The organism is Actinomadura fibrosa (assembly GCF_900659615.1).
GTDB classification, from domain to species: domain Bacteria; phylum Actinomycetota; class Actinomycetes; order Streptosporangiales; family Streptosporangiaceae; genus Spirillospora; species Spirillospora fibrosa.
The window spans coordinates 1-22,628 of the sequence record NZ_CAACUY010000145.1 but is presented as its reverse complement, the minus strand read 5'-3'; the positions used below and the strand labels follow the sequence as shown (position 1 = coordinate 22,628).

Genomic DNA, 22,628 nt, shown 5'->3' with positions numbered 1-22,628 from the left:
GGGCAGCTCGGCGCCCTGCTGCACGCGGCGCTGGAGCGGCTGCTGCGCACGCTCGCCGACGACCTGACCGCGGGCGAGCGCACCCGGGCGGCGGCGATGGCGGCCTGCGCGAGCGCGGCGGCGCGGATCCAGGCGCAGACGACCCGCATGCTCGCCCAGCTCCGCGAGCTGGAGGACCGGTACAGCGAGGACGAGGTCTTCGGCGACCTGCTCGACCTCGACCACCACGTCTCCCAGATGGGGCGCCTGGCCGACAGCATCGCGCTGCTGAGCGGCGGCCGCTCGGGACGGCGCTGGACCAGGCCGATCGTGCTGGAGAGCGTCATCCGCGGCGCCATGGGCCGGATCGCCTCCTACCAGCGCGTCCAGTACCACTCGACCAGCACCGCCGCCGTCGCCGGGTTCGCCGCCGAGGGCATCATGCACGCGCTGGCCGAGCTGATGGACAACGCCGCCAACTTCTCCCCCCACGGCACCGCCGTGCACGTCTACGCCGAGGAGGAGGACGCCGGGATCGTCGTCACCGTCGAGGACAGCGGCCTCGGCATGCGGCAGCGCGAGCGGGAGCGCGCCGAGCGGCTCGTCTCCGAGGCCGCCGACCTGACCTCGCTGCCCGGGACCCGGCTGGGGCTGGCCGTGGTCGGGCGGCTCGCGAGCAAGCACGGCCTGCGGGTCAGCTTCCGGCCGTCCTCGCGCGGCGGCATCGGCGTGGTCGTGCTGATCCCGCGCCAGCTCATCACCCACTCCTCCGACGCCACGAGGGGAACCTTGGCAGAGTCCATCCAGAGCCCGCCCAGGGGCACTCCCCTGCCCTCCCGGGAACCCGCCCCCGCCCTGGCGGCGGCGCCGGGAACGGCGGCGGCGGGTCCGGCGGCGGGGACGGCCGTCGCCGACTCCGAGGCGTACCTGCCGAAACGCCGCCGCGGCGCGACGCTCACCGAGACGATCGAGCAGCAGGCGGCGCCGGCGCCCAAGCCCCGCGACCCGGGCGCGCGGTTCGCCGCGTTCCGCGATTCGGGCTCGGGACGCCACCGCACGATCGCGGGCGCCACGACGGACGCGGACACAGGGGCGAATACCGGCGACGCCGACGCGGGCGACGCGGCTCTCGACGGCACCGGGGCGCAGGGCACGGCCACGGACGACACGGCCGCCCGCCGCACGACCACGGGCGACGCCGGGCAGGACGCGACCGCGTCCACCGGCGACCCGAAGCAGTAGGGCTCATGGTCCGGCGGCCGTCCGGTGGACGTGCCGCGGGGCCGACCGGTCCCGGCATCCTCGTCCGGACCACAGGACCGACAGATTAGGAGGCAGGGGCGCGCCTGCGGCGGAGGCCGCCCCGAGATCGCGATGAGCACCGATGAGCGCCAACTCGACTGGCTTCTGGCGTCCCTCGTGGACCGCGCCCCCGGCGTCCAGCACGTCCTGGTGCTGTCCCGGGACGGCCTGAAGATCTGCCACACCCGCGGGCTGGACGACGACAGGGCGGACCAGCTCGCGGCGATCGCCTCGGGGATCCAGAGCCTGTCCATGACCGCCTCGCACGAGTTCGGGACCGGTGTCCGCGCCGGCCAGTCGATGATCGAGTTCGCCGGCGGGCTGCTGCTGATCGTCCCGGCTGGCGAGGGCGCGCACCTGGCCGTCGTGGCCCACGAGGACGCCGACGTCGGCCTGGTCGGGCACAGCATGAACGAGCTGGTGGAGCAGATCGGCGGCTACCTCACCGCGGCACCGCGCACCCCGTCGCCGAGATGAGCCCGCGCCCCCTGGACCTCGACGGCCCGGACCGGCTCTACACCGTGACCGGTGGCCGCAGCCGGGCCGACGACGCGGCGCTCGACCTCGTCACGCTGGTCGTCGCGGAGAACGACCCGGCGCCGGGCATGCAGTCCGAGCACGTCGCGATCCTGCGGCTGTGCCGCGACGAGCCGGTGGCGGTGGTCGAGCTGTCGTCCCACCTGAGGCTGCCGGTGAGCGTCGTGAAGATCCTGCTGCTCGACCTGCGCGACACCGGTCACATCACCGTCCGCCATCCGACGTCGGCCGCCGCGACGACCCGGCTGACCGACCTGGAAACGTTGAAGCAGGTGCTCGTTGGACTCGAAGCCCTCTGATCCCGGCGTGCCGCTGCGGCCGAGCGTCCGGGACGCGCTGAAGATCGTGATCGTGGGCGGGTTCGGCGTCGGGAAGACCACGATGGTCGGCTCGATCTCCGAGATCCGCCCGCTGAGCACCGAGGAGGTCATGACGAAGGCCGGGGTCGGCATCGACGACCCGAGCCGCGTCGCCGACAAGCGGACCACCACGGTCGCGTTCGACTTCGGCCGGATCACGCTGGACGCGCACCGCGTCCTCTACCTGTTCGGCGCCCCCGGCCAGCAGCGGTTCTGGTTCATCTGGGACCAGCTGTTCTCCGGCAGCCTGGGCGCGGTGGTCCTAGTGGACACGCGCCGCCTGGAGGACTCCTTCTACCCGCTCGACCGGCTGGAGCACCACAGGATGCCGTTCGTGGTCGCGGTCAACCGGTTCGACGCCCCGGGACCGCAGCCCTCGCTCGCCCGGGTGCGGGACGCGCTGTCGCTGGCCGACGGCGTCCCGCTCGTCGAGTGCGACGCCCGGGTCCGCGACTCCTGCAAGAGCGTGCTGATCACGCTCGTCCGGCACCTCGCCACGCTCCACGACCCCGCCGCCCTCCAGGAGGCCGCGCAGTGACCGACGAGACCGACGAGACCGCCCGGCCGGCCGCCGCCGACGCCGACGCCGTCCGCCTGTACGGGCCGGAGTTCGACCAGCGGCCGAAGGACTTCTTCGAGCGGATGCGGCGCGAGCACGGCCCCGTCGTGCCCGTCCTGCTCGAAGGCGACGTGCCCGCCTGGTACGTGATCGGGTACCGGGAGGTCAACCACGTGACCTCCAACCCCGGCCTGTTCGCCCGCGACACCCGCCGCTGGAACGCCTGGGACATGGTGCCGGAGAACTGGTCGCTGCTGCCGTTCGTGGGCTGGAACCCGTCGGTGATGCTCGCCGAGGGCGAGGAGCACAAGCGGCGCAGCGCGGCGATCAGCGACGCGCTCGACGCCGTGGACCGCACCGAGCTGAGCGGCTCCTGCGAGCGCATCGCGGACCGGCTCATCGACGAGTTCGCCGGGGACGGCGAGGCCGACCTCGGCAGCCAGTTCGCCGACCGGCTCCCGCCGATGGCGATGATGGAGCTGTTCGGCGTCCCGGAGTCCGAGGCCCCCGACATGATCCGCGACATCCAGCACGTCGCGGGCTCCGACGAGAACGCCGTCCCGGCCTACCAGCGGCTCCAGGAGTCGATGCGCAGGCTGGCCGAGTCCCGCCGGGCGCGCCCCGGGCCGGACGTCACGTCCCGGCTGCTCGCGCACCCCGCGGGCTACACCGACGACGAGCTGATCAGCGACCTGATCCCGATGATCAGCGCGGGGCACCTGCCGACCGGCCACTGGATCGGCAACACGCTGCGGCTGATGCTGGTCGACGAGCGGTTCGCCGTGACGCTCCAGGGCGGCCGCGGCAGCGTCGCGCAGGCGCTGAACCAGGTGCTGTGGGAGGACACGCCGTCCCAGAACAACATCGGCCGGTTCGCCGTGCACGCCTGCGAGCTGGGCGGCCGCGCGATCCGTCCGGGCGACATGCTGATCCTCGGGTGGGCCGCGGCGAACGCCGACCCGCAGGTGCAGCCGCCCGCGCACGGCTCCGGCGCCGGCAACCGCGCCCACCTGTCGTTCGGGCACGGCGACCACGGCTGCCCGTTCCCCGCCCCCGAGCTCGCCGAGGTCGTCGCGCGGACGGCGGTGGAGGTGCTGCTCGACCGGCTGCCCGACATCGAGCTGGCGGTGAAGCCGGACGAGCTGCGGTGGCTCCCGTCGTTCTGGGTCCGCCGCCTGGCGTCCCTCCCGGTGCGGTTCAGCCCGGCGGCGACCCTCGGCTGACGCTCGCGCCGGCCGAGGGCCGCGGTCTCACTCCGCGCGCTCGCGCTCCCGGACGAGCTGGAGCGCCACGTCGATGATCATGTCCTCCTGGCCGCCGACGTAGCCCGCCTCGCCGACCCGCTGGAGGATCTCGTGGGCGGGGACGCCGTACCGCTCGGCGGCGCGCTCGGCGTGCAGCAGGAAGCTGGAGTACACCCCGGCGTAGCCCTGCGTGATCGCGCCGCGGTCGGCGAACGGCAGCCGGTCCAGGAACGGCTTCACGACGTCGTCGGCGGCGGCCAGCGCGCCCTGCACGTCCACGCCGGTCGGGACGCCGAGCCGCTCGAACGTCGCGACGAGCACCTCGGTCGGCGAGTTGCCCGCGCCCGCGCCGAGCGCGCACAGCGCCCCGTCGATCTGCCGGGCGCCGTTCTGCTGCGCGAGCACGGAGTTCGCGACGCCGAGGGAGAGGTTCTGGTGGCCGTGGAAGCCGACCTCCGCCTCGTGCCCGATCTCCTTGACGAGCGCGGCGATCCGCTCCTGCGCGTCGCCGAGCACGAGGGCGCCCGCCGAGTCGACGACGTAGACGCACTGCGCGCCGCCGTCCACCATGATCCGGGCCTGCCTCGCCAGCTCGTCCGGGCCGATGCGGTGCGACAGCATCAGGAAGCCGACCGTCTCCATGCCGAGGTCGCGGGCGGCGGCGAAGTGCTGGAGCGACACGTCCGCCTCGGTGCAGTGCGTGGCGATCCGCGCGACGGACGCCCCGGCCGCCCGCGCCCGCTTCAGGTCCTCCACGGTGCCGAGGCCCGGCAGCAGCAGCACGGCGATCTTCGCCCGCGTCGCCTCGTCCACGGCCGCCGAGACGAGCTTGATGTCGTCCTCCAGCGAGAAGCCGTAGTTGAAGGACGAGCCGCCGAGCCCGTCGCCGTGCGTCACCTCGATGACCTCGACGCCCGCGCTGTCCAGGGCGTGCACGACGCCCCGCACCTGCTCCTCGGTGAAGCGGTGCGCCATCGCGTGGCTGCCGTCCCGCAGCGTCGAGTCGGTGATCCTGATCTTGTCGGTCATCGCGCCCCTCCCCGGGCCAGCTGCTCGCCCACGCGGGCGGCGGCGGCCGTCATGATGTCGAGGTTGCCGGCCCACTCCGGCAGGTAGTCGCCGTTGCCGCGGACCTCCAGGAACACCGCGACCCGCGCCATGCCCCGCCAGATGTCGCGGGGCGCGTCGAACTGCGGCTCGGCGCGCAGCGCGTAGCCGGGGACGTACTCCGCGACCTCGGCGACCATCCGGTGGACCGACTCGGCGATCGCCCCGGTGTCGGCGCCGTCCGGGATCGCGCAGAACACCGTGTCCCGCATGATCATCGGCGGGTCCACCGGGTTCAGGATGATGATCGCCTTGCCCCGGTCCGCGCCGCCGACCCGCTCGATCGCCCGCGCCGTGGTCTGCGTGAACTCGTCGATGTTGGCCCGCGTGCCGGGTCCCGCCGAGCGGGACGCGATGGACGCGACGATCTCGGCGTACGGCACCGGGACCACCGACGACACCGCGTGCACGATCGGGATCGTCGCCTGCCCCCCGCACGTGATCATGTTGAGGTTGGGCGCCTCGGCCAGCGACCCGAGGTTGACCGGCGGGCACACGAACGGCCCGGTCGCCGCCGGCGTCAGGTCGACCGCGGTGATCCCGGCCGCCTCGTACCGCGGCGCGTTGGCGAGGTGCGCCTTCGCGGACGTCGCCTCGAACACGAGGTCGGGCAGGTCGTCCTGCGCGAGCAGCCAGTCGACACCGCCCGCCGAGGCGGGCACGCCGAGCGCCCGGGCGCGGGCCAGGCCGTCCGACTCCGGGTCCACCCCGACCATCGAGTGCACCTTGATCTCGTCGCTGCGCAGCAGCTTCACCAGCAGGTCCGTCCCGATGTTGCCCGGACCGACGATCGCGGCGCTCAGCATGCCGCCTCCCCGAAGCTCGCGGTGACCGTGCCGATGCCGCCGAACGCGGCCGTGAACGTGTCGCCGGGCGCGACCGGCACGGCCGCCGTCACCGACCCGGGCAGCACGACGTGCCCGGCCTCCAGGCCGACACCCCGCTCGCCGAGCGCGTTCGCCAGCCAGACCAGCGCGTTGACCGGCGAGCCGAGGACCGCGCCGCCGGCGCCGGTGTCCACGAGGTCGCCGTTCCGGTGCAGCAGGCAGCCGGTCAGCGCGAGGTCGAGCCCGTCCATCCGCACGGGCCGCGCGCCGAGCACCACGCCGCCGCTGGACGCGTTGTCGGCGATCGTGTCCGCCAGCGTGATCCGCCAGTCCGCGATCCGGGAGTCGATGATCTCCAGGGCGGGCAGCACGAAGTCCACCGCCGCGACGGCGTCCGCCACCGTCACGCCCGGCCCCGACAGCGGGCGCCCGAGCACGAACGTCACCTCCGGCTCGATCCTCGGCTGGAGGAACCGGCCCACGTCGATGGGCGCGGCCTCGGCGTAGAACATGCCGTCCGTCAGATGCCCGAAGTCGGGCTGGTCCACGCCGAACTGCCGCCGCATCGCGGCGGACGTCAGCCCCACCTTGTGGCCCTTGATCCGGGCGCCGTCCGCCGTCCACGCCGCCACCTGGGCCAGCTGGATCGCGTAGGCGTCCGGAACCGTCAGGCCGGGATGCTCCTCCGTCAGCGGAGCGATCGGAGCGCCGGTGGCGTACGCGTCGAGCAGCGCGGCCGCGGCCTTCTCCACGGAACCCGGGTCCATGGCCGTCCTTTCGTCGTTTCAGCAGGCCAAGCGTCCCCTCCGCCCCAGCCCCGCGGCAACGAAACCGTCCCACCACACGGGACACCCGCCGCATCGATCCCCTGACGGGCCTGCGGCCTCGTCGCGGAACGATTCTGTCCGCGGTGTGCGGGAGGCTGTGACCATGACGATGCATCTCATGGACGGCCTGCCCGCACGGACCCGGCGGGAGGCCTGCTGATGGCCCGCGACGTCCAGATCACTTTCGACTGCGCCGACCCCGCCGGGCTCTCGGCGTTCTGGGCCGACGCCCTCGGCTACCGGCTCCAGGACCCGCCCGGCGGCTTCGCGTCATGGGACGAGGCCCTGGAGGCGATGGGCGTGCCGCCCGAGAGGCGCAACGACGCCTCGGCCGTCGTCGACCCCGAGGGCTCCGGGCCGCGCCTGTTCTTCCAGCGGGTGCCGGAGGGCAAGCAGGTCAAGAACCGGGTGCACCTCGACGTGCGGGCCGCGCCGGGGCTCGACGGCGACGCGAGGATGGCGGCGCTGGAGGCGGAGGCCGAGCGGCTCGTCTCGCGCGGCGCCACCCGGGTCCGACGCTACGAGCCCGCTCCCCCGCTCGGCGCCGGGCACATCCTCATGACCGACCCCGAGGGCAACGAGTTCTGCCTCGACTGACGCGCCGCGGTCGCGGGGACGGGTCAGCTGTCGAAGCCGAGGCCGAGGGCGTCCATCGTGCGGAGCCAGAGGTTGCGGCGGCCGTCGCGGTCGGCGCGGGCCATCGAGCGGCGGGTCAGCTCGATGCCCGCCCAGCGCAGCGGCTCGGGAGGGAACGGGACGGGCTTGCCGCGCACCATGGCCAGCCGGGTGCGCGGCGTGTCCAGCCCGTCCAGCCGGTCCAGGACGACCTGCGCCGCGAAGCGGGTCGCGCCGACACCGAGGCCGGTGAAACCGAGCGCGTAGCCGACCCGGCCCTGGGCGGCGGTGCCGAAGAAGGCCGAGAACCGGGTGCAGGTGTCGATCACTCCGCCCCAGGTGTGGGTGAAGCGGACGCCCTCCAGTTGCGGGAAGGTGGCGAAGAAGTGGGCGGCCAGCACCCGGAAGGTCGCCGGACGCTGGTCCAGATCGCCCGACAGCCGCGACCCGTAGTGGTAGACGGCGTCGTAACCGCCCCACAGGATCCGGTCGTCGGCGGTGAGCCGGTAGTAGTGGAACTGGCTGCCGGAGTCCGACAGGCCATAGCGGTTGCGCCACCCGATCGAGGCGAGCTGCGCATCGGTCAGCGGCTCGGTGACCAGCGCGTAGTCATAGACCGGGATCACGTACGGGCGAGCTTTTCGCACCAGCGGCGGGAAGGCGTTGGTGGCCAGCGCGACCCGGCGGGCCACCACCCGGCCGTAGCCGGTCGTGACCACCATGCTGGTGCCGCGCGTGCTCAGGCCGGTCGCGGGCGTGCGCTCGAAGATCCGCACGCCGAGCCGCAGGCAGGCGTCGCGCAGGCCCCAGGCAAGCTTGGCCGGATGCACCAGCGCCGTCCCGCGCCGGTCCAGCACCCCGGCCAGGTAGGTCGGCGAGGCCACCTCAGCCCTGACCTCCTCAGTGCCCAGGAACTCGGCCGCGACGCCGAAGTGCCGCGCCGTCCCGGCGTACTCGCGCAGCTCGTCCACCTGGTGCGGGCGCGTGGCGACGTCCAGGGCGCCGGTGCGCTCCCAGTCGCAGTCGATGCCGTGGCGGCGCAGCGTCTCCTCGATGCCGTCCAGGTTCTCCATGCCGAGCCGTTCCAGCTCGGCCAGCTCGTCCGGCCACCTGGCCAGCCCGTTGCCGAAGCCGTGCGTGAGCGAGGACGCGCAGAACCCGCCGTTGCGTCCGGACGCCGCCCAGCCCGCCTCCCGCGCCTCGATCAGCACGACGTCGCGGCCCGGGTCGCGCTCCTTGGCCAGCAGCGCCGTCCACAGCCCGCAGTACCCGCCGCCCACCACGAGCAGGTCGCAGTGCTCCTCCCCCGCCAGCGCGGGCAGCGGCGCGGGCCGCGCCGGGTCCTGCAACCAGAACGGGACGGGCTCGGCATCGACGAGCGAACGTACGGGATCAGTGGCCAAAACGCGACTCATGCCACTAATCTAGTTAGTCGGTGGGCATTGGTCCACTATTTTAGTTTTGGCTGGCTCTCTCGGTCACTGATCCAGTCGTCAGCGGGTGCGCCACTGGTAGCTCTCCTTGCAGAGCTTGAGGTAGACGAACGTCTCGGTGGCGACCACTCCCGGGATCGACCTGATGCGGGTCGACAGGACCTCGACCAGGTGCTCGTCGTCCACGCACACGACCTCGCACAGCAGGTCGAACGAGCCGGCGCAGAGCACCACGTAGACGGTCTCCTCCATCTCCGACAGCGCTTCGGCGACCGGTTCCAGCGGCCCCTCCGCCCGCACCCCGACCATCGCCTGCCGGTGCCCGCCGACCCGCAGCGGGTCGGTGACCGCGACGATCTGCATCACGCCCGCCTCGATCATGCGCTGCACCCGCTGCCGGACGGCCGCCTCGGAGAGCCCCACCGCCCTGGCGACGGCGCCGTAGGAGCGGCGCCCGTCCTCCTGCAACTGCTCGATGATCTGCCACGAGATGTCGTCCAGCTCCGGCGCCGCACTGTTCCTGCCCATGCCCGCATCATTCCAGCCGGTGGGCCCGGTTCCGGAGGTCACGGAGCCGGCCTCCCGCTCCGCCGAGCGGAACGCGGGCGCAGGTTTCGTGGTCGGCGTGCTGACCGGCGGGGGCACGGCCGCCGAGCTGGGCCGGAGCCGCCACACCCACCTGCTGGAGTCGGCCGCGCGGCTGCCCGAGCTGCTCTGACCCCCGTCAGGCGTCGGGGGCAGCGTGGACGCGCACGCCGTCCACGTAGGTGAGCGCGACGCGGGTGTCACCGATGGCCTCCGCGGGTCCGCCGAAGGGGTCGCGGTCGAGGACGACCAGGTCGGCGCGGTTGCCCGGGCGCAGGCTCCCGGTGTCGTCGAGGTGGTTCACGTAGGCGGACCCGGCGGTGTAGGCGGCCAGGGCCTCGGCGAGCCCGAGCGCCTGCTCCGGCAGGAAGGGCCGCTCGTCCTCGCCGGGGAGGACGCGGTTGACCGCGACATGGACGCCCGCGATGGGGTCCGGGCTGCTCACGGGCCAGTCGCTTCCCGCGGCCAGCGTCGCTCCGGTACGCGCGAGCGCCCGGAACGGGTACTGGCGGGCGGCCCGCTCCGGGCCGAGGAACGGGATGGTGAGCTCGTCCATCTGCGGCTCGTGGGCGGCCCACAGCGGCTGGATGTTCGCGGTCGCGCCGAGATCCGCGAACCGGGGGATGTCGTCGGGGTGGACGACCTGGAGGTGGGCCAGGTGCGGCCGGGTGTCGCGCCGCCCGTTCGCGGCGCGGGCCGCCTCGACCGCGTCCAGCGCCTCCCGGACGGCCCGGTCGCCCAGCGCGTGGAAGTGCACCTGGAAGCCGAGCGCGTCCAGCGCGGGCACGTACTCCCTCAGCGCGGCCGGGTCGACGAAGCTGATGCCGCTGTTGCCGGTGGCGTGGCCGCAGGCGTCGAGGTAGGGGCCGGTCATCGCGGCGGTGAAGTTCTCCGCGACGCCGTCCTGCATGATCTTGATGGTGGAGCAGCGGAGCCGGCCGCGGGTGAGCCGGTCGCGGCGCTCCAGCAGGTCGGGGATCTGCTCGGCGCCCCGCCCCCGCGCCCACCACAGCGCGCCGACGACGGTCGCGGTCAGCATGCCGTCGCTCGCGGCGGCGAGGTAGGCGTCGGACGTGTCGGGGTAGCCGTCGGTGCCGGCCACGAGGGCGTCCTGCCAGGCGGTGATGCCGAGGCCGTGCAGGAGTTCCTGGGCGCGCAGCAGCCCGGCGAGGCGGTCTCGCGCGGTCGGCTCGGGGACGTGAGCGCCGACCAGGGTCATCGCGCCCTCCTGGAGCATCCCGACCGGGGCGCCGGCGGCGTCGCGCTCGACGCGGCCGTCGGCGGGGTCGGGGGTCCGGGCAGTGACATCGGCGAGTTCGAGGGCGCGGCCGTTGACCCAGGCGCCGTGGTGGTCGCGGTTGGTCAGGTAGACGGGCCGGTCCGGCACGGCGGCGTCGAGGAGGTCCCGCGTCGGGACGCCGCCCTCGAAGCTCTCCATCGACCAGCCGCTCCCGGTGATCCACTCCTTCTCGGGGTGGGCGTCGGCGTAGGCGCGGACGCGGCGGACGTACTCGCGCGGGTCGGTGGTGCCGGTCAGGTCGCACTGCCCAAGCTCCACCCCGCCCATCACGGCGTGGATGTGCGCGTCCTGGAAGCCGGGCAGCAGCAGGCGTCCCCACAGGTCGACGACCTCCGTGCGCGGGCCGGCGAGGTCGCGCACCTCGTCGCCGCCGACCGCGGCGATCCGCCCGTCGCGGACGGCGAGGACGCCGTCCCGCGGCGCCGTGGGCCCGCCGTCCATCGTCATGATCCGACCGTTCGTGAACAGCAGGTCGGCGGCCGAGTAGGTCATGCGGCACCTCCAGTGGGCGGCGGAACTACAGCGCGGCGGGTGGGGTCAGGCTCGGGGCCCGGTCCTCGACGGCCTGGGCGGCGTCGAGGACGAGGTCCTCGGTGAACCGCCCGCCGACGAGCTGCACGCCGATCGGGAGGCCGTCCGGCGCACCGGCCGGCACGGTGACGGCGGGGAAGCCGAGGACCGGCACGGACACCATCGGCCACTGCGCCGGGAAGAGGCCGAGCGCGCGTTCCGGGTCGCCGGTGTCGGCGTCCTGCTCGAACGGCGGCTCGGCCGACGCCGGGGTCAGCAGCAGCGCGTTCGCGCCGAGGAGCTCCTGGAGCCGGGTGATCAGGGTGGCGCGGCGGGCCCAGCCCTGGATGTAGGCGGCGGTGCCGGGGGCCTCGCCCCACAGCCGCGCCGCGTACGCGAAGTTGCGCTCCAGGTTGGTGCGCAGCGCGTCGTCGCCCAGGTCCCGCATGACGGGCAGGGCGAGGCGCAGGTCCTCGGTGAGCAGCAGCGCCCACAGGCGCGCCGCCTCTTCGAGCAGCGGCAGCTCGCGCTCCTCCACGGCGTAGCCCGCGTCGGCCAGCCAGCCCGCCGCGGCGGTCACCGCGGCGTCCACGGACGGGTGCGGCTTCGCCATGCCGACGTCCCGGACGACGTACACGCGGACGGGGCCCGGCTCCCGCCGCAGCTCCGGCAGCGCGGGGACGCCGAAGGGGTCGCGGGGGTCCGGGGAGGCCATCGCCCACAGGGCCGCCCGCGCGTCGGCGACCGTCCTCGCGAGCGGGCCGTGCACGCTCCACGCCTGGGCCGTCAGCGGGAGCTCCATCTCGATGTCGCCGGGCGCGGACCAGTTCGACACGAGGCCGACCGTGGGACGGACGCCGACCAGCCCGCAGCAGGCGGCGGGATAGCGGATCGAACCGGCGATGTCGTTGCCCTGGCTCACCGGCGTCATGCCCGCGGCGACGGCGCTCGCCGCGCCGCCGCTGGACCCGCCGGGGGTGCGCCCGGCGTCCCAGGGGTTGAGGGTCCTGCCGTGCGCGTCGTTGGCGGTGAACCAGCGCAGCGAGAAGGCGGGCACGTTGCTGCGGCCGAGGAAGACGGCGCCCGACGCGCGCAGCGCGGCGACGCACGCGTCGTCGCCGGCGGCCCTGGCGTGCTCCGCGGCCTTCAGCCCGTGGCTGGTCAGCGCGCCGCGCTGGGCGGTGTTGAGCTTGGTCGAGACGGGCACGCCGTGCAGCGGGCCGAGCCGCTCCCCCGCCGCCACCGCCGCGTCCGCGCGGTCCGCGGCGGCGAGGGCCTCCTCGGGACGGACGTCCACCAGGGCGTTGAGCGCGGGGTTGACGTCCGCGATCCGGTCCAGGCAGGCGCGCACGACGTCGGCCGACGAGACCGCCCGCTCGCGCACGCCCGCCGCGATCTGCGTCGCGGACAGCTGCCACAGTTCCATGGCCCAGGAGGCTACGTGATGCAACGCTGATGTACAACGGTGTTGTATGACGGCGTCCCGCTCGCTACGCTGCCGCCATGCCGGTGGAGATCGACATCGCCCAGCGCCTCGCGACCATCGCCGACGCCACCCTGGAGATCGTGGCGGCGGACGGCGTGGACGGGGTGACCATCAGGGCCGTGGCCAGGCGGATCGGCGGGTCCACGACCCTGGTCACCAACTACCTGCCCACCCGCGAGGCGCTGCTGCGCAACGCCGTCGAGCACGCGATGCGGTCGTGGGGCGCCGACCTCGACGCCGCGGTCGCGGACGTCCCCGCCCGCGAGCGCCTGGCGGCCATCGCGCGCTGGGCGTGCTCGACCACCGGCGACGACCTGGTGCTGCGCCGGCTGTTCATGGAGATCCTCGGACGCGGCGCGCCCGAGTCCGAGGCGCACCGCGTCCTGCGGGAGGACTCCCGGCAGAACCGCGGCGCGCTGGCCGACGCGGCGGCCGACGCGGGCGCGGCCGATCCCGCGTTCGCCGCCGACGTCCTCGACCTCGCGCTCCGCGGCTTCTACGTCTCCAGCCTGGAGGACCCCGAGAGCTGGACCACCGAGCGGGTGACCCCGCTCATCGAGCGGCTCGTCCGCCTTCTGACGACCGTCCGCTAGGGAGGGATGCCGGGTGCGCCCCAGTACCGTTCCACCGCCCGGACGCCGGGACGCTCAGCCCGTTCCGGAGGCACCGGGGCCGGTCCCGTGACCGGCGGCGCGGCTCGCGAGCAATTGCATGGCGAGTTCCTTCAGGCCCGTCTGGCGCGACGCGGGAAAGGGCAGCGGCGCGAGCGTGGAATGGCCGAACGCCATGCAGATGAGGGCATAGGCGAGGCGCAGGCTCTCCGCCGCCTCGCAGCCGGGGATCGCCTCGCGGATCGTCCTCGCGACGTCGCGCTCCAGCCTGGCGTAGCTGTCGTAGATGCGCCCGCGCAGCCGGACGTCGTGCATCGAGCCGCTGATCAGCGACTCGATGACCAGGTCGTCCTCGTTGCGGGCCAGCTGCGGCCCGAAGAGGTGGTCCACCAGCGCGGGCAGCCGCTCCTCGGCCGTGCGGCCGGCCAGGGCCTCGCGCGTCGCGTCGAAGTACGGCGTGATGACGTGGTCCCACAGCGCGTCGATGAGCTCGTCGCGGTTGCCCACGTAGTGCCGGATGTGCGAGCGGCTCATCCCGGCCACGGCCGCGATGCGCTCCTGCGTGCTGCCGGCCAGCCCGTACCTGGCCACCGACCGGGCGGCCGCGTCCAGGATCTGCCTCCGCCGCTGCGCGGCCAGACTCGGCCTTCCCACCCGCTTCGACCGCCTCGATAGTTCTTCGGCACCGACAAACTGCACACAGCATAGCGCGCCTCCGACTCCGGGGAGGCGCGCCATTTCCACGTGCATTCCTGCGCTTTCACGGCGACTCGGACGCCGTTTCCGGCCGGGGAATCTCTTTAGTTTTTCAGTATTGACAATCTATTCGCGGCGAACCACGCTATGGGGCACGCCGGTCGCCGAGCAGGTCACCGTCCATCCGGGCCGGCGCGTCCGCACCGCACTCGCGGTCCGATCACCTCGCGCCCTCACCGCCCCGGCCGGGGACCCGTCCTCCCCCCGTCCGGTCGGCGCCCCCTCTCCGGCCCGTTCCAGCACCTCGAAGGGTCCACCGATGAAACGTCCCCGTCCGGCCGCGCTCGCCGCGGTCCTCGCCGGCTCCTGCTCACTCGCCGCGTGCGGCGGCGGCACGGCCGGGAAGCAGGCCGGCGCCCCGGCCGTCACCGCGTCCATGCCCGCCCCGACCATGGACGTCGACCGCGTCACCTGGAACCTGCCGCCCGGCGAGCCGCCCACGCTCGACCCGGCGCAGTCCGCCATCGAGTCCGTCAGCACCGTCACGGCCAACATGTGCGAGGGGCTGTTCTCCTTCGGCCCGAACTACGAGCGCGAGCCCGCGCTGGCGACCGGCTTCGAGCATCCCGACCCGCTCACCTACGTGATCCGGCTGCGCGCCGGGACGAGGTTCTGGGACGGCAAGCCCGTCACCGCCGAGGACGTCGTCTACAGCGTCCGGCGCATCCTCGACCCGAAGCTCGGCTCGTCCTGGATCGGCTGGGCGGGACGGCTGCGGAGCATCGAGGCGACCCGCCGGGACGAGGTCACCATCAGGCTCAGGAAGCCGGACGTCCTCGTCCCGAACTTCTTCGCCACGCCCGCCTTCCACGTCGTGGAGAAGGCGTTCGCCGAGGCCGCCGGGAAGGGCTTCGGCACCGCCGGACGCGGACTCATGTGCACCGGCCCGTACAAGCTCGCCGGCTGGACGCAAGGGCAGGGAATCACGCTCACGCGCAACGACTCGTGGTGGAACACCGCGGTCAGGCCCCGGGTGAAGGACCTCAGGTTCACGTTCATCACCGACCCGTCCGCGCAGGCCGCGGCGCTGGCCAGCGGTGACGTGGACGGCGAGTTCGCCGTCCCGCGCGCCGCCCACGCCCGGCTGAAGGGCAGGGGGAACCTGCTGTTCGGGCGGAGCCTCGCCCCCATGTTCCTGTCGGTGATCGACCAGAAGGGCGCGCTGTCCGACCCCGCCACGCGGCAGGCGTTGCAGGCGCTCATCGACTACCGGGGCGTCATCGGATCGGTCTTCCAGGGCGCGGCGCAGCCGCTGCGGGCGCTCGTGCCGCCCGCCGCGTGGGGCTACGCCAAGGACGTCTACCAGCAGGAGTACGACAAGCTGCCCCAGCCGACCCAGGACCTCGGCAAGGCCAAGTCGCTCGTCGCGAAGTCGGCCAAGGCCAAGGAGAAAATCGTCCTGGCGTACACGACGGCGATCGAGGAGGAGGCGCGGACGGCCACCGCGATCGCCGACGCCGCCCGGCAGGCCGGCATGAACGTCGAGCTGAAGCCGCTCACCGCCCAGCAGTACGGCGCGATGTTCTCCTCGCCGCAGGCCCGCGCCGGCGTGGACCTGTTCCTGTCCACCGGCTACCTGGACTTCCCCGAGCCGCTGACGTACTACCAGTTCTTCACCACCGGCAACTTCTACAACTTCGCCGGGTACAGCAACCGGGAGTACGACGCGGCGATCACCGCCGCGATCGCCGCGGACGACCCCGCCGCACGCGCCCGGCAGGTGACCAGGGCGCAGGCCGTCATGGCCCGGGACCTGATCAACATCCCCATCGCGACGCCGTACCTGAACGTCTACTACAAGTCCGCGCTGACCGGCCTCGTGCCGCGGCAGAACTACGTCTACACGCCGTGGGCGACCACGCTCGGCGGCAAGTGACGCGGCGGGCGACGATGAAGCGCACATCGAAGCGGGCCTCGAAGCGGGCCTCCGCGGCGTCGCGGCGCGGCCTCGCGCGCTGGATCGGCGCACGCGCGCTCGGCGCGGCCCTGACCGTCCTCATCGCCTCGGTCCTGATCTACGGCGCGCTGCGGCTCGTCCCGGGGGACCCCGTCCTGGCCGTCGCCGGAGGCCGCCGCCTCACCCCGGACCAGATCGAGGCCCTGCGGCACAGGTACGGGCTCGACCGCGGCTTCGTCCAGGGCTACCTGGCGTGGGTCGGCGACGCCGCCCGTCTGGACTTCGGGACGTCGTTCAACTACCAGACCGGCGTCACCCAGCTCATCGCCGGGCGGCTGAGCGTCTCCGGCCTGCTGATCCTCTACTCGGCGGCGCTCGCGGTCCTGCTCGGCTCCGCCGTCGCGCTGGCGTCCGCCGTCCGGGGCGGCACGGTCGACCGGCTCGCCGCCGCCGCGGCGTCGGTCACCACCGCCACGCCCCCGTTCGTCGCGGCCATCGTCCTGCTCACGGTGTTCTCGGTGCGGCTCGGCTGGTTCCCCGCCACCGGCGCGGGGGAAGGCTTCGCCGACCGGCTCCGGCACCTGACGCTGCCCGCGGCCGCCATGGCGATCGCCGCGTTCGGCGTCCTCGCCCGGGTGGGCAACGCCGCGTTCGCGGACGAGCTGCGCCGCGAACACGTGGACGCGGCGCGCGGCCGCGGGGTGGCGGGGGCCGCGGTGATCCGCAGGCACGTGGTGCGCAACGCGCTCGGGCCCCTGCTGACGGTCGTCGCCCTGCTGCTCGGGAGCCTGTTCGTCGGCACCGCGGTCGTCGAGACGGCGTTCGGCCTGGACGGCGTCGGATCCCTGCTGGTCAGCTCCGTCCAGCGGCGGGACTTCCCCGTCGTGCAGGGCATCGCGCTCCTCGCGGTCGTCGTGTTCGTGACCGTCAACACGCTGGTCGACCTCGCGCTGCCGCTGATCGACCCGCGCGCGGCGGCGGGAGGGCCGCGCCGATGACGCTGACGATCCCCGCGCTCCGGGCCCGGGGCGCCAGGCGGCACCGCCCGCTCGGCGTCTCGCTCGCGGCCGCGTTCCTCGCCCTCGTCGCCGCCACGGGGCTGCTGGCGCCGCTGCTCGCGCCGCACTCCCCGGACGCCACGAGCCTGCTCGACTCGCTCGCCCCGCCCGGGACGGCGGGGCACCTCCTCGGCACGGACTCCACCGGCCGGGACGTCCTGTCCAGGCTCATGTACGGCGCCCGGCTGTCGCTGCTCGCGCCGCTCGGCGTGGTGCTGCTGTCCGGCCTGCTCGGAACCGCCGTCGGGCTGCTCGCCGCCCGCGCCGGGGGCTGGGTGGACGCCGTCCTCGCGCGCGGCATGGACATCGTGTTCTCCTTCCCCAGCCTCCTGCTGGCGATGCTCGTCGTGGCGGTGTCCGGCCCCGGCCTGGCCGCTCCGATCTGCGTGCTCGCCGTCAGCTACACGCCGTTCGTCGGCCGGGTCGTGCGGAGCGTGGCGATCCAGGAGGGCGCCCGGCCCTACATCGAGGGCTACCGGGTCATGGGGTTCGGCGGCTTCCACGTGGCCGTCCGCCACCTGCTGCCGAACATCCTCCCGGTGCTCGTCGCACAGAGCGCGCTCTCCTTCGGCTACGCGCTGGTGGACCTCGCGTCCCTGTCCTACCTGGGGCTCGGGGTCCGTCCGCCGGACGCGGACTGGGGCTCGATGATCAGCGAGGCGCAGAGCGCCGTCCTCCAGGGCGAGCCGTGGAGCGGGCTGGTGCCGGGCTGCGCGGTCCTGCTGACCGTCGTGAGCGTGAACGTCCTCGCCGAGCACATCGGCGGATCCATCGGCGGGAAGCGGAGTGAGGGAGCGTGACGGTGCTCGCCAACGGGAGAGAACGGGCCGGCGAGGACGCCGCGGCGCAGCGGGACGCGCTCAGCGTCGAGCGGCTGAGCCTCGCGGTCGGCCATGGGGACGCGGCCGTCCCCCTGCTCGCGGACGTGACCGTCCGGGTGGGCCGCGGCGAGACCGTCGGCCTGGTCGGGGAGTCCGGCTCGGGCAAGTCGCTGACCGCGCGGAGCGCGCTCGGCCTGCTGCCGCGCGGCGCGCGCGCCACCGGCCGGGTCGAGGTCGCGGGCGTGGACGTGCTCGCCGCCGACCGCAGGACGCTGCGCGAGCTGCGGCGCACCCGCGCGTCCATGGTCTTCCAGGATCCGCGGGCGGCGCTGAACCCGGTGCGCCGCATCGGCGACTACCTCACCGAGGGGCTGCGGGCGCGCGGCACCCCCGCCCGCGACGCCGCCGCGCGGGCGCTCGACCTGCTCGACCGGGTCGGCATCCGCGACCCGGCGGGCGCGCTGCGGCGGTACCCGCACGAGTTCTCCGGCGGGATGCTCCAGCGCGTCGTGATCGCCGGGGCGCTGTCCACCGAACCGGACCTGCTGCTCGCCGACGAGCCGACCACCGCGCTGGACGTCACGACCCAGGCCGAGGTGATCGGGCTGCTGCGGCGGATGCAGCGGGCGCACGGGACGGGGATGCTCTTCGTGACGCACGACCTCGACCTCGCCGCCGCGATCTGCGACCGCGTCTACGTCATGTACGCCGGGCGCGTCATGGAGGAGTCGGCCGGCGCGTCGCTGTTCACCGCGCCCGCCCACCCCTACACGCGGGGGCTGCTGGAGGCGGGCCCGTCGGTGCGCGGCGAGAAGGCCGCGATCAGGCCCATCCGGGGACGCCCGCGCGCGCTCGCCGAGGCGCCGGGCGGCTGCTCGTTCCGCGACCGCTGCCCGCTGGCCGGGGACGACTGCGCCGAGGCCGTCCCCGCGTACCGCACGCACGGCGCGTCCGTCGTCGCGTGCCTCCGTCCGGAAAGGGTCGCGCCATGACCGGGAACACGCCCGCGGACACGGGCGGGAGCGCGGTCGCGGACGGCGCGGCGCGGCCCGTGCTCCGCGTGACGTCGCTGGTGAAGCGGTTCGGGGACGTCACCGCCGTCGACGGCGTGAGCTTCGACCTGATGCCGGGCGCCTCGCTCGGGATCGTCGGCGAGTCGGGGTCGGGCAAGACGACGACGGCTCGCGTCCTCGCCGGGTTGGAGCGGCCGACGTCCGGGACCGTCGAGCTCGACGGCCGCGTGGTGGCGGGCCCGGAGGCGGGGAGACCCGCGGCGCGCGGCGGAACGCGGGGCCGGGTGCCCGGAGGCGGTGCGCGCCGCGACCGGCTGTGGCGCGCGTCCCGGCTCCAGATGATCTTCCAGGATCCGTACGGCTCCCTCGATCCGCGGCAGACCGTCGCGCGGTCCGTCGCCGAGCCGATGCGGCTGCACGCGCCGGGCCCGGCCGCCGGGCGCCGGGCCCGCGTCCGCGAACTCCTCGACCAGGTCGGGCTGAGCGAGCGCGCGGGCGGGTCGCTCCCCCGCGACCTGTCGGGCGGCCAGCGGCAGCGCGCCGCGATCGCCCGCGCGCTCGCCGTGCGGCCACGCGTCCTGCTGCTGGACGAGGCGGTCGCCGCCCTCGACGTCTCGATCCAGGCGCAGATCCTCACCCTGCTGGACGGCCTGCGCCGGGACACCGGGATCTCCTACGTGTTCGTCAGCCACGACCTCGCCGTCGTCCGGCACGTCACCGAGACGGCGATCGTGATGCGGCACGGCCGCGTCGTGGAGCGCGGCGGGACCGAGCGGATCCTGCGCGAGCCCCGGCACCCCTACACCCGCCTGCTGCTCGACTCGATCCCCTCGCCGGACTGGGACCTCGACCGGGTCGCCCGGGACCGCCGCGCGCTCGACCGCCTCTGACCGCCCCGCCCTCCCTTACAGACCACAGACACGGAGACACCACGTGCTCAGCATCAACCGGATCGGACCGGCCGCCGTGCCCCGCGACGCCGCGCGGTTCATGGTCCCCATGCGCGACGGGGTGCGGCTGGCGGCCGACGCCTACCTGGCCGACCCCGCGGCGCCGAACGCCGTCGTGCTCGTCCGCCTCCCCTACGACAAGGACGGCGCGTACTGCTTCATGCCCGAGATCGGCCGCTACTTCCTGGCGCGCGGGTACAACGTCGTCGTCCAGGACGTCCGGGGCAAGTTCCGGTCGGAGGGAGCGACGGAGTTCGCCGTCCACGAGGCGGACGACGGCCGCGACACGATCCAGTGGATCACCGAGCGGCCGTGGTGCGACGGGAACGTCGTGATGTGGGGCGACTCCTACTACGGGTACACGGCGATCGCCGCGGCGATCGGCGGCCACCCCGCGCTCCGGGCGATCGCGCCGCGCGTCACCGGGTCGCAGCTGTCCACGGTGCTGGAGTACGGCGACGGGACGCGGGACGTCGAGCCGACGGCGCACAAGGCCTACTGCTCCACCCACTACGTGGACCGCGACCGCTACGAGTGGGAGATCGACTGGAGCCGCCGGCCGCTGCGGGCGGCGTTCGAGGAGTTCTTCGAGCGGCTCGGCAGGCGCTCGGCGAACTTCGACGCCGAGTTCGACGGCGGGGCGCGGTTCGTCCCGCCCCCGCTGAAGGCACTGGTGGAGAGCCGCCCGGTCCCGGCCCTCTACACGATCGGCTGGTTCGACAACTGCGCGATCTGGTCCTGGCACGACGTCCGCGCCCTGTCCCGGGACCCGGGCTGGGCCGCGCGCCTGTTCCTGCGCCTGGAGGCGATCGACCACGAGAACTACTGGCTGGGCCACTCCCCCGTCGCGCCGCGGGACGACCACGCCGCCGACCCGGACGCGCTCCGCCGCCTGCTGCCGAGGTACCTCGACCCGGCGGTCGAGTTCTTCGACGCCGTCCTCGGGCGCTCGGACGGCCTGGCGGCGCTGCCGCGCGTCCGCTACGAGGTGTGCCACGGCGGCTGGCGGGAAAGCGCTGCCTGGCCGCCTCCGGATGCCTCCGGCCTGGAGTTCTTCCTCGCCGCGGACTCCCCGCCCCGCCTCGCCGAGGCGGCGGCGCCCGAGGAGGAAGCGCTGGCGTGGACGCACGACCCGTCCGATCCCGTGCCCTCCCCGGGGACGAACCCGTTCGCGGCGCTGCTCGACCCGCCGGACCTCGGCCCGCTCGCGGACCGCGACGACGTGCTCCGCTTCACCGGACCCGCCGTGCCCGCGGACGTCGATCTGGTCGGCACGGCGACGCTGCTGCTGCGGCTCTCCGCGTCCGCCGGGGCGGCCGTCCACGCGCGACTCCTCGACGTGGACCCGGGAGGCGGCGCGTTCCTCATCGCGCGCGGCCGGCTCCGGTTCGACGCGCCGCCGGCCGGGGACGAGGCCGTCCTCGACCTGCGGGGCGTCGCGTACCGGCTGCGCGCCGGGCACCGCCTCGCGCTGGACCTCACGAGCAGCGACTTCCCCGAGTACGTCGTCGAGGGGCCGGACGGCGCCGACCCGTGGACGAGCCTCCCCGGCGCCCCCGTCACGAGGACCGTCACCGTGGGCGGCGCCCGGCCGTCGTGCCTGCGCATCGGCCGGTGGGAGGCCGGCGACCTGCGGAGCGATCCGTGACGCGGCGCCCGGCGTGCCGAGCCGCTGAGCGACGGCCGCTAAGGGACGGTCTCCAGCCGCGGCTCGGGCTCGTCCGCGTCCTCGTCGGGGATGGTGTCGAGCGTGTCGGCGGCGATCGCCCTGGCCTCCGGGTCGAGCCGGGCGTGGACGGAGCGGAAGACGCGCTGGGCGCGCTCCGCCGGCCAGTCGCCGGGCAGGTGCTCCCGGGGCAGCCGCGGGTCCTGCCGGATGACCTGGAGCCATTCGGTCTGGAGGAGCAGCTGCCGCGCGAGGCTGTCGGGCGGCCCGGCGGGCGGGCGCGGGGCGTCCCAGCGGTCGAGGAAGCGGTCGTAGCGGCGGGCGATCGCGGCGAGGTCCCACGCGTCGCCCACCAGCCGTCCCGCGTCGGTCGGCGGCAGGGCGCGCGCCTGGAACACCCGGACGTGCTCGGCCGCCTCCAGCCCGTCGAGCAGCGCGGGGACGTCCACCGGGGACGGGGCGATCCACAGGCCGCCCTGGAGCGCGCCGAACCCGGCCCACAGCAGCCGGGAGCGGAGCACGTGCCGCTGCCGCTGCCAGGAGTCCGGCAGGGAGAAGCCGAGCAGCGTCCAGGTGCCGTCCCAGTGCGCGTTCACCGCGCCGACCCGCCAGACGCGGAACTCGCCGTCCTGGAGGACCTCGCGGGACCGGGCGGTCAGGCCGACGTAGACGCTGCGGCCGCGCCGGGCGCGGTCGAGCAGCCCGCCGCGCGCCATCCGGCTCAGCGTGGAGCGCGTGGCGTCCTCGGACACCCCGACCCGGCCGAGGACGTCGAGCACGCTCGCCGTGGCGACGCGGACGTGCCGGCCGAGGACGTAGGAGCCGAAGAAGGTGAGCAGCAGCGCCTGCGGGCGCGGCGCCCCGCCGCCGTCCGCCTCGGCGCCGGGATCGATGTCGGGCGATGACGGGTCCTGGAGCACCTCTCCAGGGTAGCCACAATTACACTGGGCAGATTCTTGACGGCGGTAATCGATATGCCTAACTTTGAAGCCACATGGAAGCCGACATACCGACCGGCTTCGGACAGCTCCCTCACCCTCGTCGAGGAACCGACGGAAGGAACCCCGTGGAACTGAAGGATCGCGTGGCCCTCGTCACGGGCGCGGGCGCCGGGCTCGGCCGCGCCTACGCCCGCGCGCTGGCCGGCGCGGGCGCCGCGGTCGTGGTCAACGACGCGGACGAGGCG

24 protein-coding genes are annotated in these 22,628 nt (G+C 74.4%); 15 read left to right on the top strand and 9 right to left on the bottom strand.

All coding sequences use genetic code 11. From position 1 onward, the window contains the following. The 5 genes from E1300_RS33355 to E1300_RS33335 all read left to right on the top strand — a co-directional run. The coding region (locus E1300_RS33355; RefSeq protein ID WP_131761094.1) for a sensor histidine kinase at positions 1-1,221 on the top strand (1,221 nt) is incomplete at its 5' end. A 132-nt stretch (positions 1,222-1,353) separates the two neighbouring features. Further along, on the top strand, positions 1,354-1,758 hold the full coding sequence (locus tag E1300_RS33350) for a roadblock/LC7 domain-containing protein (protein ID WP_131761093.1): 405 nt from the start codon (positions 1,354-1,356) through the stop codon (positions 1,756-1,758). Then, positions 1,755-2,117, top strand: a complete 363-nt coding sequence (locus E1300_RS33345; protein WP_131761092.1) for a DUF742 domain-containing protein — start codon at positions 1,755-1,757, stop codon at positions 2,115-2,117. Before E1300_RS33350 ends, E1300_RS33345 begins: the two co-directional genes overlap by 4 nt. A 7-nt stretch (positions 2,118-2,124) precedes the next feature. After that, the gene (locus tag E1300_RS33340) at positions 2,125-2,715 is read left to right on the top strand and encodes a GTP-binding protein (RefSeq protein ID WP_207400089.1); all 591 of its coding nucleotides are present in this window, start codon (positions 2,125-2,127) and stop codon (positions 2,713-2,715) included. Further along, positions 2,712-3,959, top strand: a complete 1,248-nt coding sequence (locus E1300_RS33335; protein ID WP_131761090.1) for a cytochrome P450 — start codon at positions 2,712-2,714, stop codon at positions 3,957-3,959. The genes E1300_RS33340 and E1300_RS33335 overlap by 4 nt, the downstream gene beginning before the upstream one ends. Positions 3,960-3,986: 27 nt before the next feature. Here E1300_RS33335 and dmpG read toward each other — a convergent pair whose 3' ends face one another. Genes dmpG through E1300_RS33320 form a run of 3 tightly spaced genes read right to left on the bottom strand, consistent with a single transcriptional unit; the run spans position 3,987 to position 6,681 of the window. Then, on the bottom strand, positions 3,987-5,009 hold the full coding sequence (gene dmpG / locus E1300_RS33330) for a 4-hydroxy-2-oxovalerate aldolase (RefSeq protein WP_131761089.1): 1,023 nt from the start codon (positions 5,007-5,009) through the stop codon (positions 3,987-3,989). Then, positions 5,006-5,893 carry an acetaldehyde dehydrogenase (acetylating) gene (locus tag E1300_RS33325; RefSeq protein ID WP_131761088.1) on the bottom strand — a complete coding sequence of 296 codons (888 nt, stop codon included), beginning with the start codon at positions 5,891-5,893 and terminating at the stop codon, positions 5,006-5,008. The genes dmpG and E1300_RS33325 overlap by 4 nt, the downstream gene beginning before the upstream one ends. Beyond that, complete coding sequence (locus E1300_RS33320) at positions 5,887-6,681, bottom strand: 2-keto-4-pentenoate hydratase (RefSeq protein WP_131761087.1); 795 nt, start codon at positions 6,679-6,681, stop codon at positions 5,887-5,889. The genes E1300_RS33325 and E1300_RS33320 overlap by 7 nt, the downstream gene beginning before the upstream one ends. A gap of 219 nt (positions 6,682-6,900) precedes the next feature. Between E1300_RS33320 and E1300_RS33315 the strand changes: the two genes are divergently transcribed. After that, entirely contained in the window at positions 6,901-7,338 is a 438-nt protein-coding gene (locus E1300_RS33315; RefSeq protein ID WP_131761086.1) for a VOC family protein, read from the top strand. Positions 7,339-7,361: 23 nt separating this feature from the next. Here E1300_RS33315 and E1300_RS33310 read toward each other — a convergent pair whose 3' ends face one another. Then, positions 7,362-8,771: an NAD(P)/FAD-dependent oxidoreductase gene (locus tag E1300_RS33310; RefSeq protein WP_131761085.1), complete on the bottom strand. Its 1,410-nt coding sequence runs from the start codon at positions 8,769-8,771 to the stop codon at positions 7,362-7,364. Between the two features lie 78 nt (positions 8,772-8,849). Then, positions 8,850-9,317 carry an Lrp/AsnC family transcriptional regulator gene (locus tag E1300_RS33305; protein WP_131761084.1) on the bottom strand — a complete coding sequence of 156 codons (468 nt, stop codon included), beginning with the start codon at positions 9,315-9,317 and terminating at the stop codon, positions 8,850-8,852. Positions 9,318-9,336: 19 nt separating this feature from the next. Here E1300_RS33305 and E1300_RS33300 point away from each other — a divergent pair, with 19 nt between their 5' ends. Then, on the top strand, positions 9,337-9,507 hold the full coding sequence (locus E1300_RS33300; protein ID WP_207400088.1) for a hypothetical protein: 171 nt from the start codon (positions 9,337-9,339) through the stop codon (positions 9,505-9,507). A gap of 6 nt (positions 9,508-9,513) precedes the next feature. Here the strand turns inward: E1300_RS33300 and E1300_RS33295 are convergent, their stop codons facing one another. Together E1300_RS33295 and E1300_RS33290 are read right to left on the bottom strand one after the other, a co-directional pair. After that, positions 9,514-11,166 (bottom strand): amidohydrolase, encoded by a 1,653-nt coding sequence (locus tag E1300_RS33295; protein WP_131761083.1) that lies wholly within the window; start codon positions 11,164-11,166, stop codon positions 9,514-9,516. 25 nt (positions 11,167-11,191) lie between these two features. Next, complete coding sequence (locus tag E1300_RS33290) at positions 11,192-12,610, bottom strand: amidase (RefSeq protein ID WP_131761082.1); 1,419 nt, start codon at positions 12,608-12,610, stop codon at positions 11,192-11,194. Between the two features lie 77 nt (positions 12,611-12,687). Between E1300_RS33290 and E1300_RS33285 the strand changes: the two genes are divergently transcribed. Continuing rightward, positions 12,688-13,263, top strand: coding sequence for a TetR/AcrR family transcriptional regulator (locus E1300_RS33285; protein ID WP_131761081.1), 576 nt, complete (start codon positions 12,688-12,690; stop codon positions 13,261-13,263). A gap of 54 nt (positions 13,264-13,317) precedes the next feature. Here E1300_RS33285 and E1300_RS33280 read toward each other — a convergent pair whose 3' ends face one another. After that, positions 13,318-13,935 carry a TetR/AcrR family transcriptional regulator gene (locus E1300_RS33280; protein ID WP_165503108.1) on the bottom strand — a complete coding sequence of 206 codons (618 nt, stop codon included), beginning with the start codon at positions 13,933-13,935 and terminating at the stop codon, positions 13,318-13,320. 361 nt (positions 13,936-14,296) lie between these two features. On the opposite strand from E1300_RS33280, the gene E1300_RS33275 reads away from it, so the two are divergent. From E1300_RS33275 to E1300_RS33250, 6 genes are read left to right on the top strand one after another with little or no spacing between them, the layout of a single operon-like run. Continuing rightward, positions 14,297-15,913: an ABC transporter substrate-binding protein gene (locus tag E1300_RS33275; RefSeq protein WP_165503107.1), complete on the top strand. Its 1,617-nt coding sequence runs from the start codon at positions 14,297-14,299 to the stop codon at positions 15,911-15,913. Positions 15,914-15,927: 14 nt separating this feature from the next. After that, positions 15,928-16,932, top strand: a complete 1,005-nt coding sequence (locus tag E1300_RS33270) for an ABC transporter permease (RefSeq protein WP_131761078.1) — start codon at positions 15,928-15,930, stop codon at positions 16,930-16,932. Beyond that, the gene (locus tag E1300_RS33265) at positions 16,929-17,792 is read left to right on the top strand and encodes an ABC transporter permease (RefSeq protein ID WP_131761077.1); all 864 of its coding nucleotides are present in this window, start codon (positions 16,929-16,931) and stop codon (positions 17,790-17,792) included. Before E1300_RS33270 ends, E1300_RS33265 begins: the two co-directional genes overlap by 4 nt. After that, complete coding sequence (locus tag E1300_RS33260) at positions 17,789-18,805, top strand: ABC transporter ATP-binding protein (protein WP_242619545.1); 1,017 nt, start codon at positions 17,789-17,791, stop codon at positions 18,803-18,805. The genes E1300_RS33265 and E1300_RS33260 overlap by 4 nt, the downstream gene beginning before the upstream one ends. Continuing rightward, a complete protein-coding gene (locus tag E1300_RS33255) occupies positions 18,802-19,716 on the top strand; it encodes an ABC transporter ATP-binding protein (RefSeq protein WP_131761076.1) in 915 nt (304 codons plus the stop codon). Before E1300_RS33260 ends, E1300_RS33255 begins: the two co-directional genes overlap by 4 nt. 43 nt (positions 19,717-19,759) lie before the next feature. After that, positions 19,760-21,424 carry a CocE/NonD family hydrolase gene (locus E1300_RS33250; protein ID WP_131761075.1) on the top strand — a complete coding sequence of 555 codons (1,665 nt, stop codon included), beginning with the start codon at positions 19,760-19,762 and terminating at the stop codon, positions 21,422-21,424. 38 nt (positions 21,425-21,462) lie between these two features. Here the strand turns inward: E1300_RS33250 and E1300_RS33245 are convergent, their stop codons facing one another. Then, positions 21,463-22,362: a PaaX family transcriptional regulator gene (locus E1300_RS33245; RefSeq protein ID WP_242619544.1), complete on the bottom strand. Its 900-nt coding sequence runs from the start codon at positions 22,360-22,362 to the stop codon at positions 21,463-21,465. A gap of 74 nt (positions 22,363-22,436) precedes the next feature. Here E1300_RS33245 and E1300_RS53750 point away from each other — a divergent pair. Then, positions 22,437-22,628 (top strand): SDR family NAD(P)-dependent oxidoreductase (locus E1300_RS53750; protein WP_131761073.1); only part of this gene is annotated, 192 nt, incomplete at its 3' end.

Excerpts from the sequence above, each read along its gene's own strand:
- E1300_RS33325 (WP_131761088.1), bottom strand. The coding sequence starts at position 5,893 with ATGCTGAGCGCCGCGATCGTCGGTCCGGGCAACATCGGGACGGACCTG.
- dmpG (WP_131761089.1), bottom strand. The coding sequence starts at position 5,009 with ATGACCGACAAGATCAGGATCACCGACTCGACGCTGCGGGACGGCAGC.
- E1300_RS33275 (WP_165503107.1), top strand. The coding sequence starts at position 14,297 with ATGAAACGTCCCCGTCCGGCCGCGCTCGCCGCGGTCCTCGCCGGCTCC.
- E1300_RS33265 (WP_131761077.1), top strand. The coding sequence starts at position 16,929 with ATGACGCTGACGATCCCCGCGCTCCGGGCCCGGGGCGCCAGGCGGCAC.
- E1300_RS33345 (WP_131761092.1), top strand. The coding sequence starts at position 1,755 with ATGAGCCCGCGCCCCCTGGACCTCGACGGCCCGGACCGGCTCTACACC.
- E1300_RS33350 (WP_131761093.1), top strand. The coding sequence starts at position 1,354 with ATGAGCACCGATGAGCGCCAACTCGACTGGCTTCTGGCGTCCCTCGTG.
- E1300_RS33285 (WP_131761081.1), top strand. The coding sequence starts at position 12,688 with ATGCCGGTGGAGATCGACATCGCCCAGCGCCTCGCGACCATCGCCGAC.
- E1300_RS33310 (WP_131761085.1), bottom strand. The coding sequence starts at position 8,771 with ATGAGTCGCGTTTTGGCCACTGATCCCGTACGTTCGCTCGTCGATGCC.
- E1300_RS33320 (WP_131761087.1), bottom strand. The coding sequence starts at position 6,681 with ATGGACCCGGGTTCCGTGGAGAAGGCCGCGGCCGCGCTGCTCGACGCG.
- E1300_RS33315 (WP_131761086.1), top strand. The coding sequence starts at position 6,901 with ATGGCCCGCGACGTCCAGATCACTTTCGACTGCGCCGACCCCGCCGGG.
- E1300_RS33305 (WP_131761084.1), bottom strand. The coding sequence starts at position 9,317 with ATGGGCAGGAACAGTGCGGCGCCGGAGCTGGACGACATCTCGTGGCAG.
- E1300_RS33270 (WP_131761078.1), top strand. The coding sequence starts at position 15,928 with ATGAAGCGCACATCGAAGCGGGCCTCGAAGCGGGCCTCCGCGGCGTCG.
- E1300_RS33255 (WP_131761076.1), top strand. The coding sequence starts at position 18,802 with ATGACCGGGAACACGCCCGCGGACACGGGCGGGAGCGCGGTCGCGGAC.
- E1300_RS33290 (WP_131761082.1), bottom strand. The coding sequence starts at position 12,610 with ATGGAACTGTGGCAGCTGTCCGCGACGCAGATCGCGGCGGGCGTGCGC.
- E1300_RS33295 (WP_131761083.1), bottom strand. The coding sequence starts at position 11,166 with ATGACCTACTCGGCCGCCGACCTGCTGTTCACGAACGGTCGGATCATG.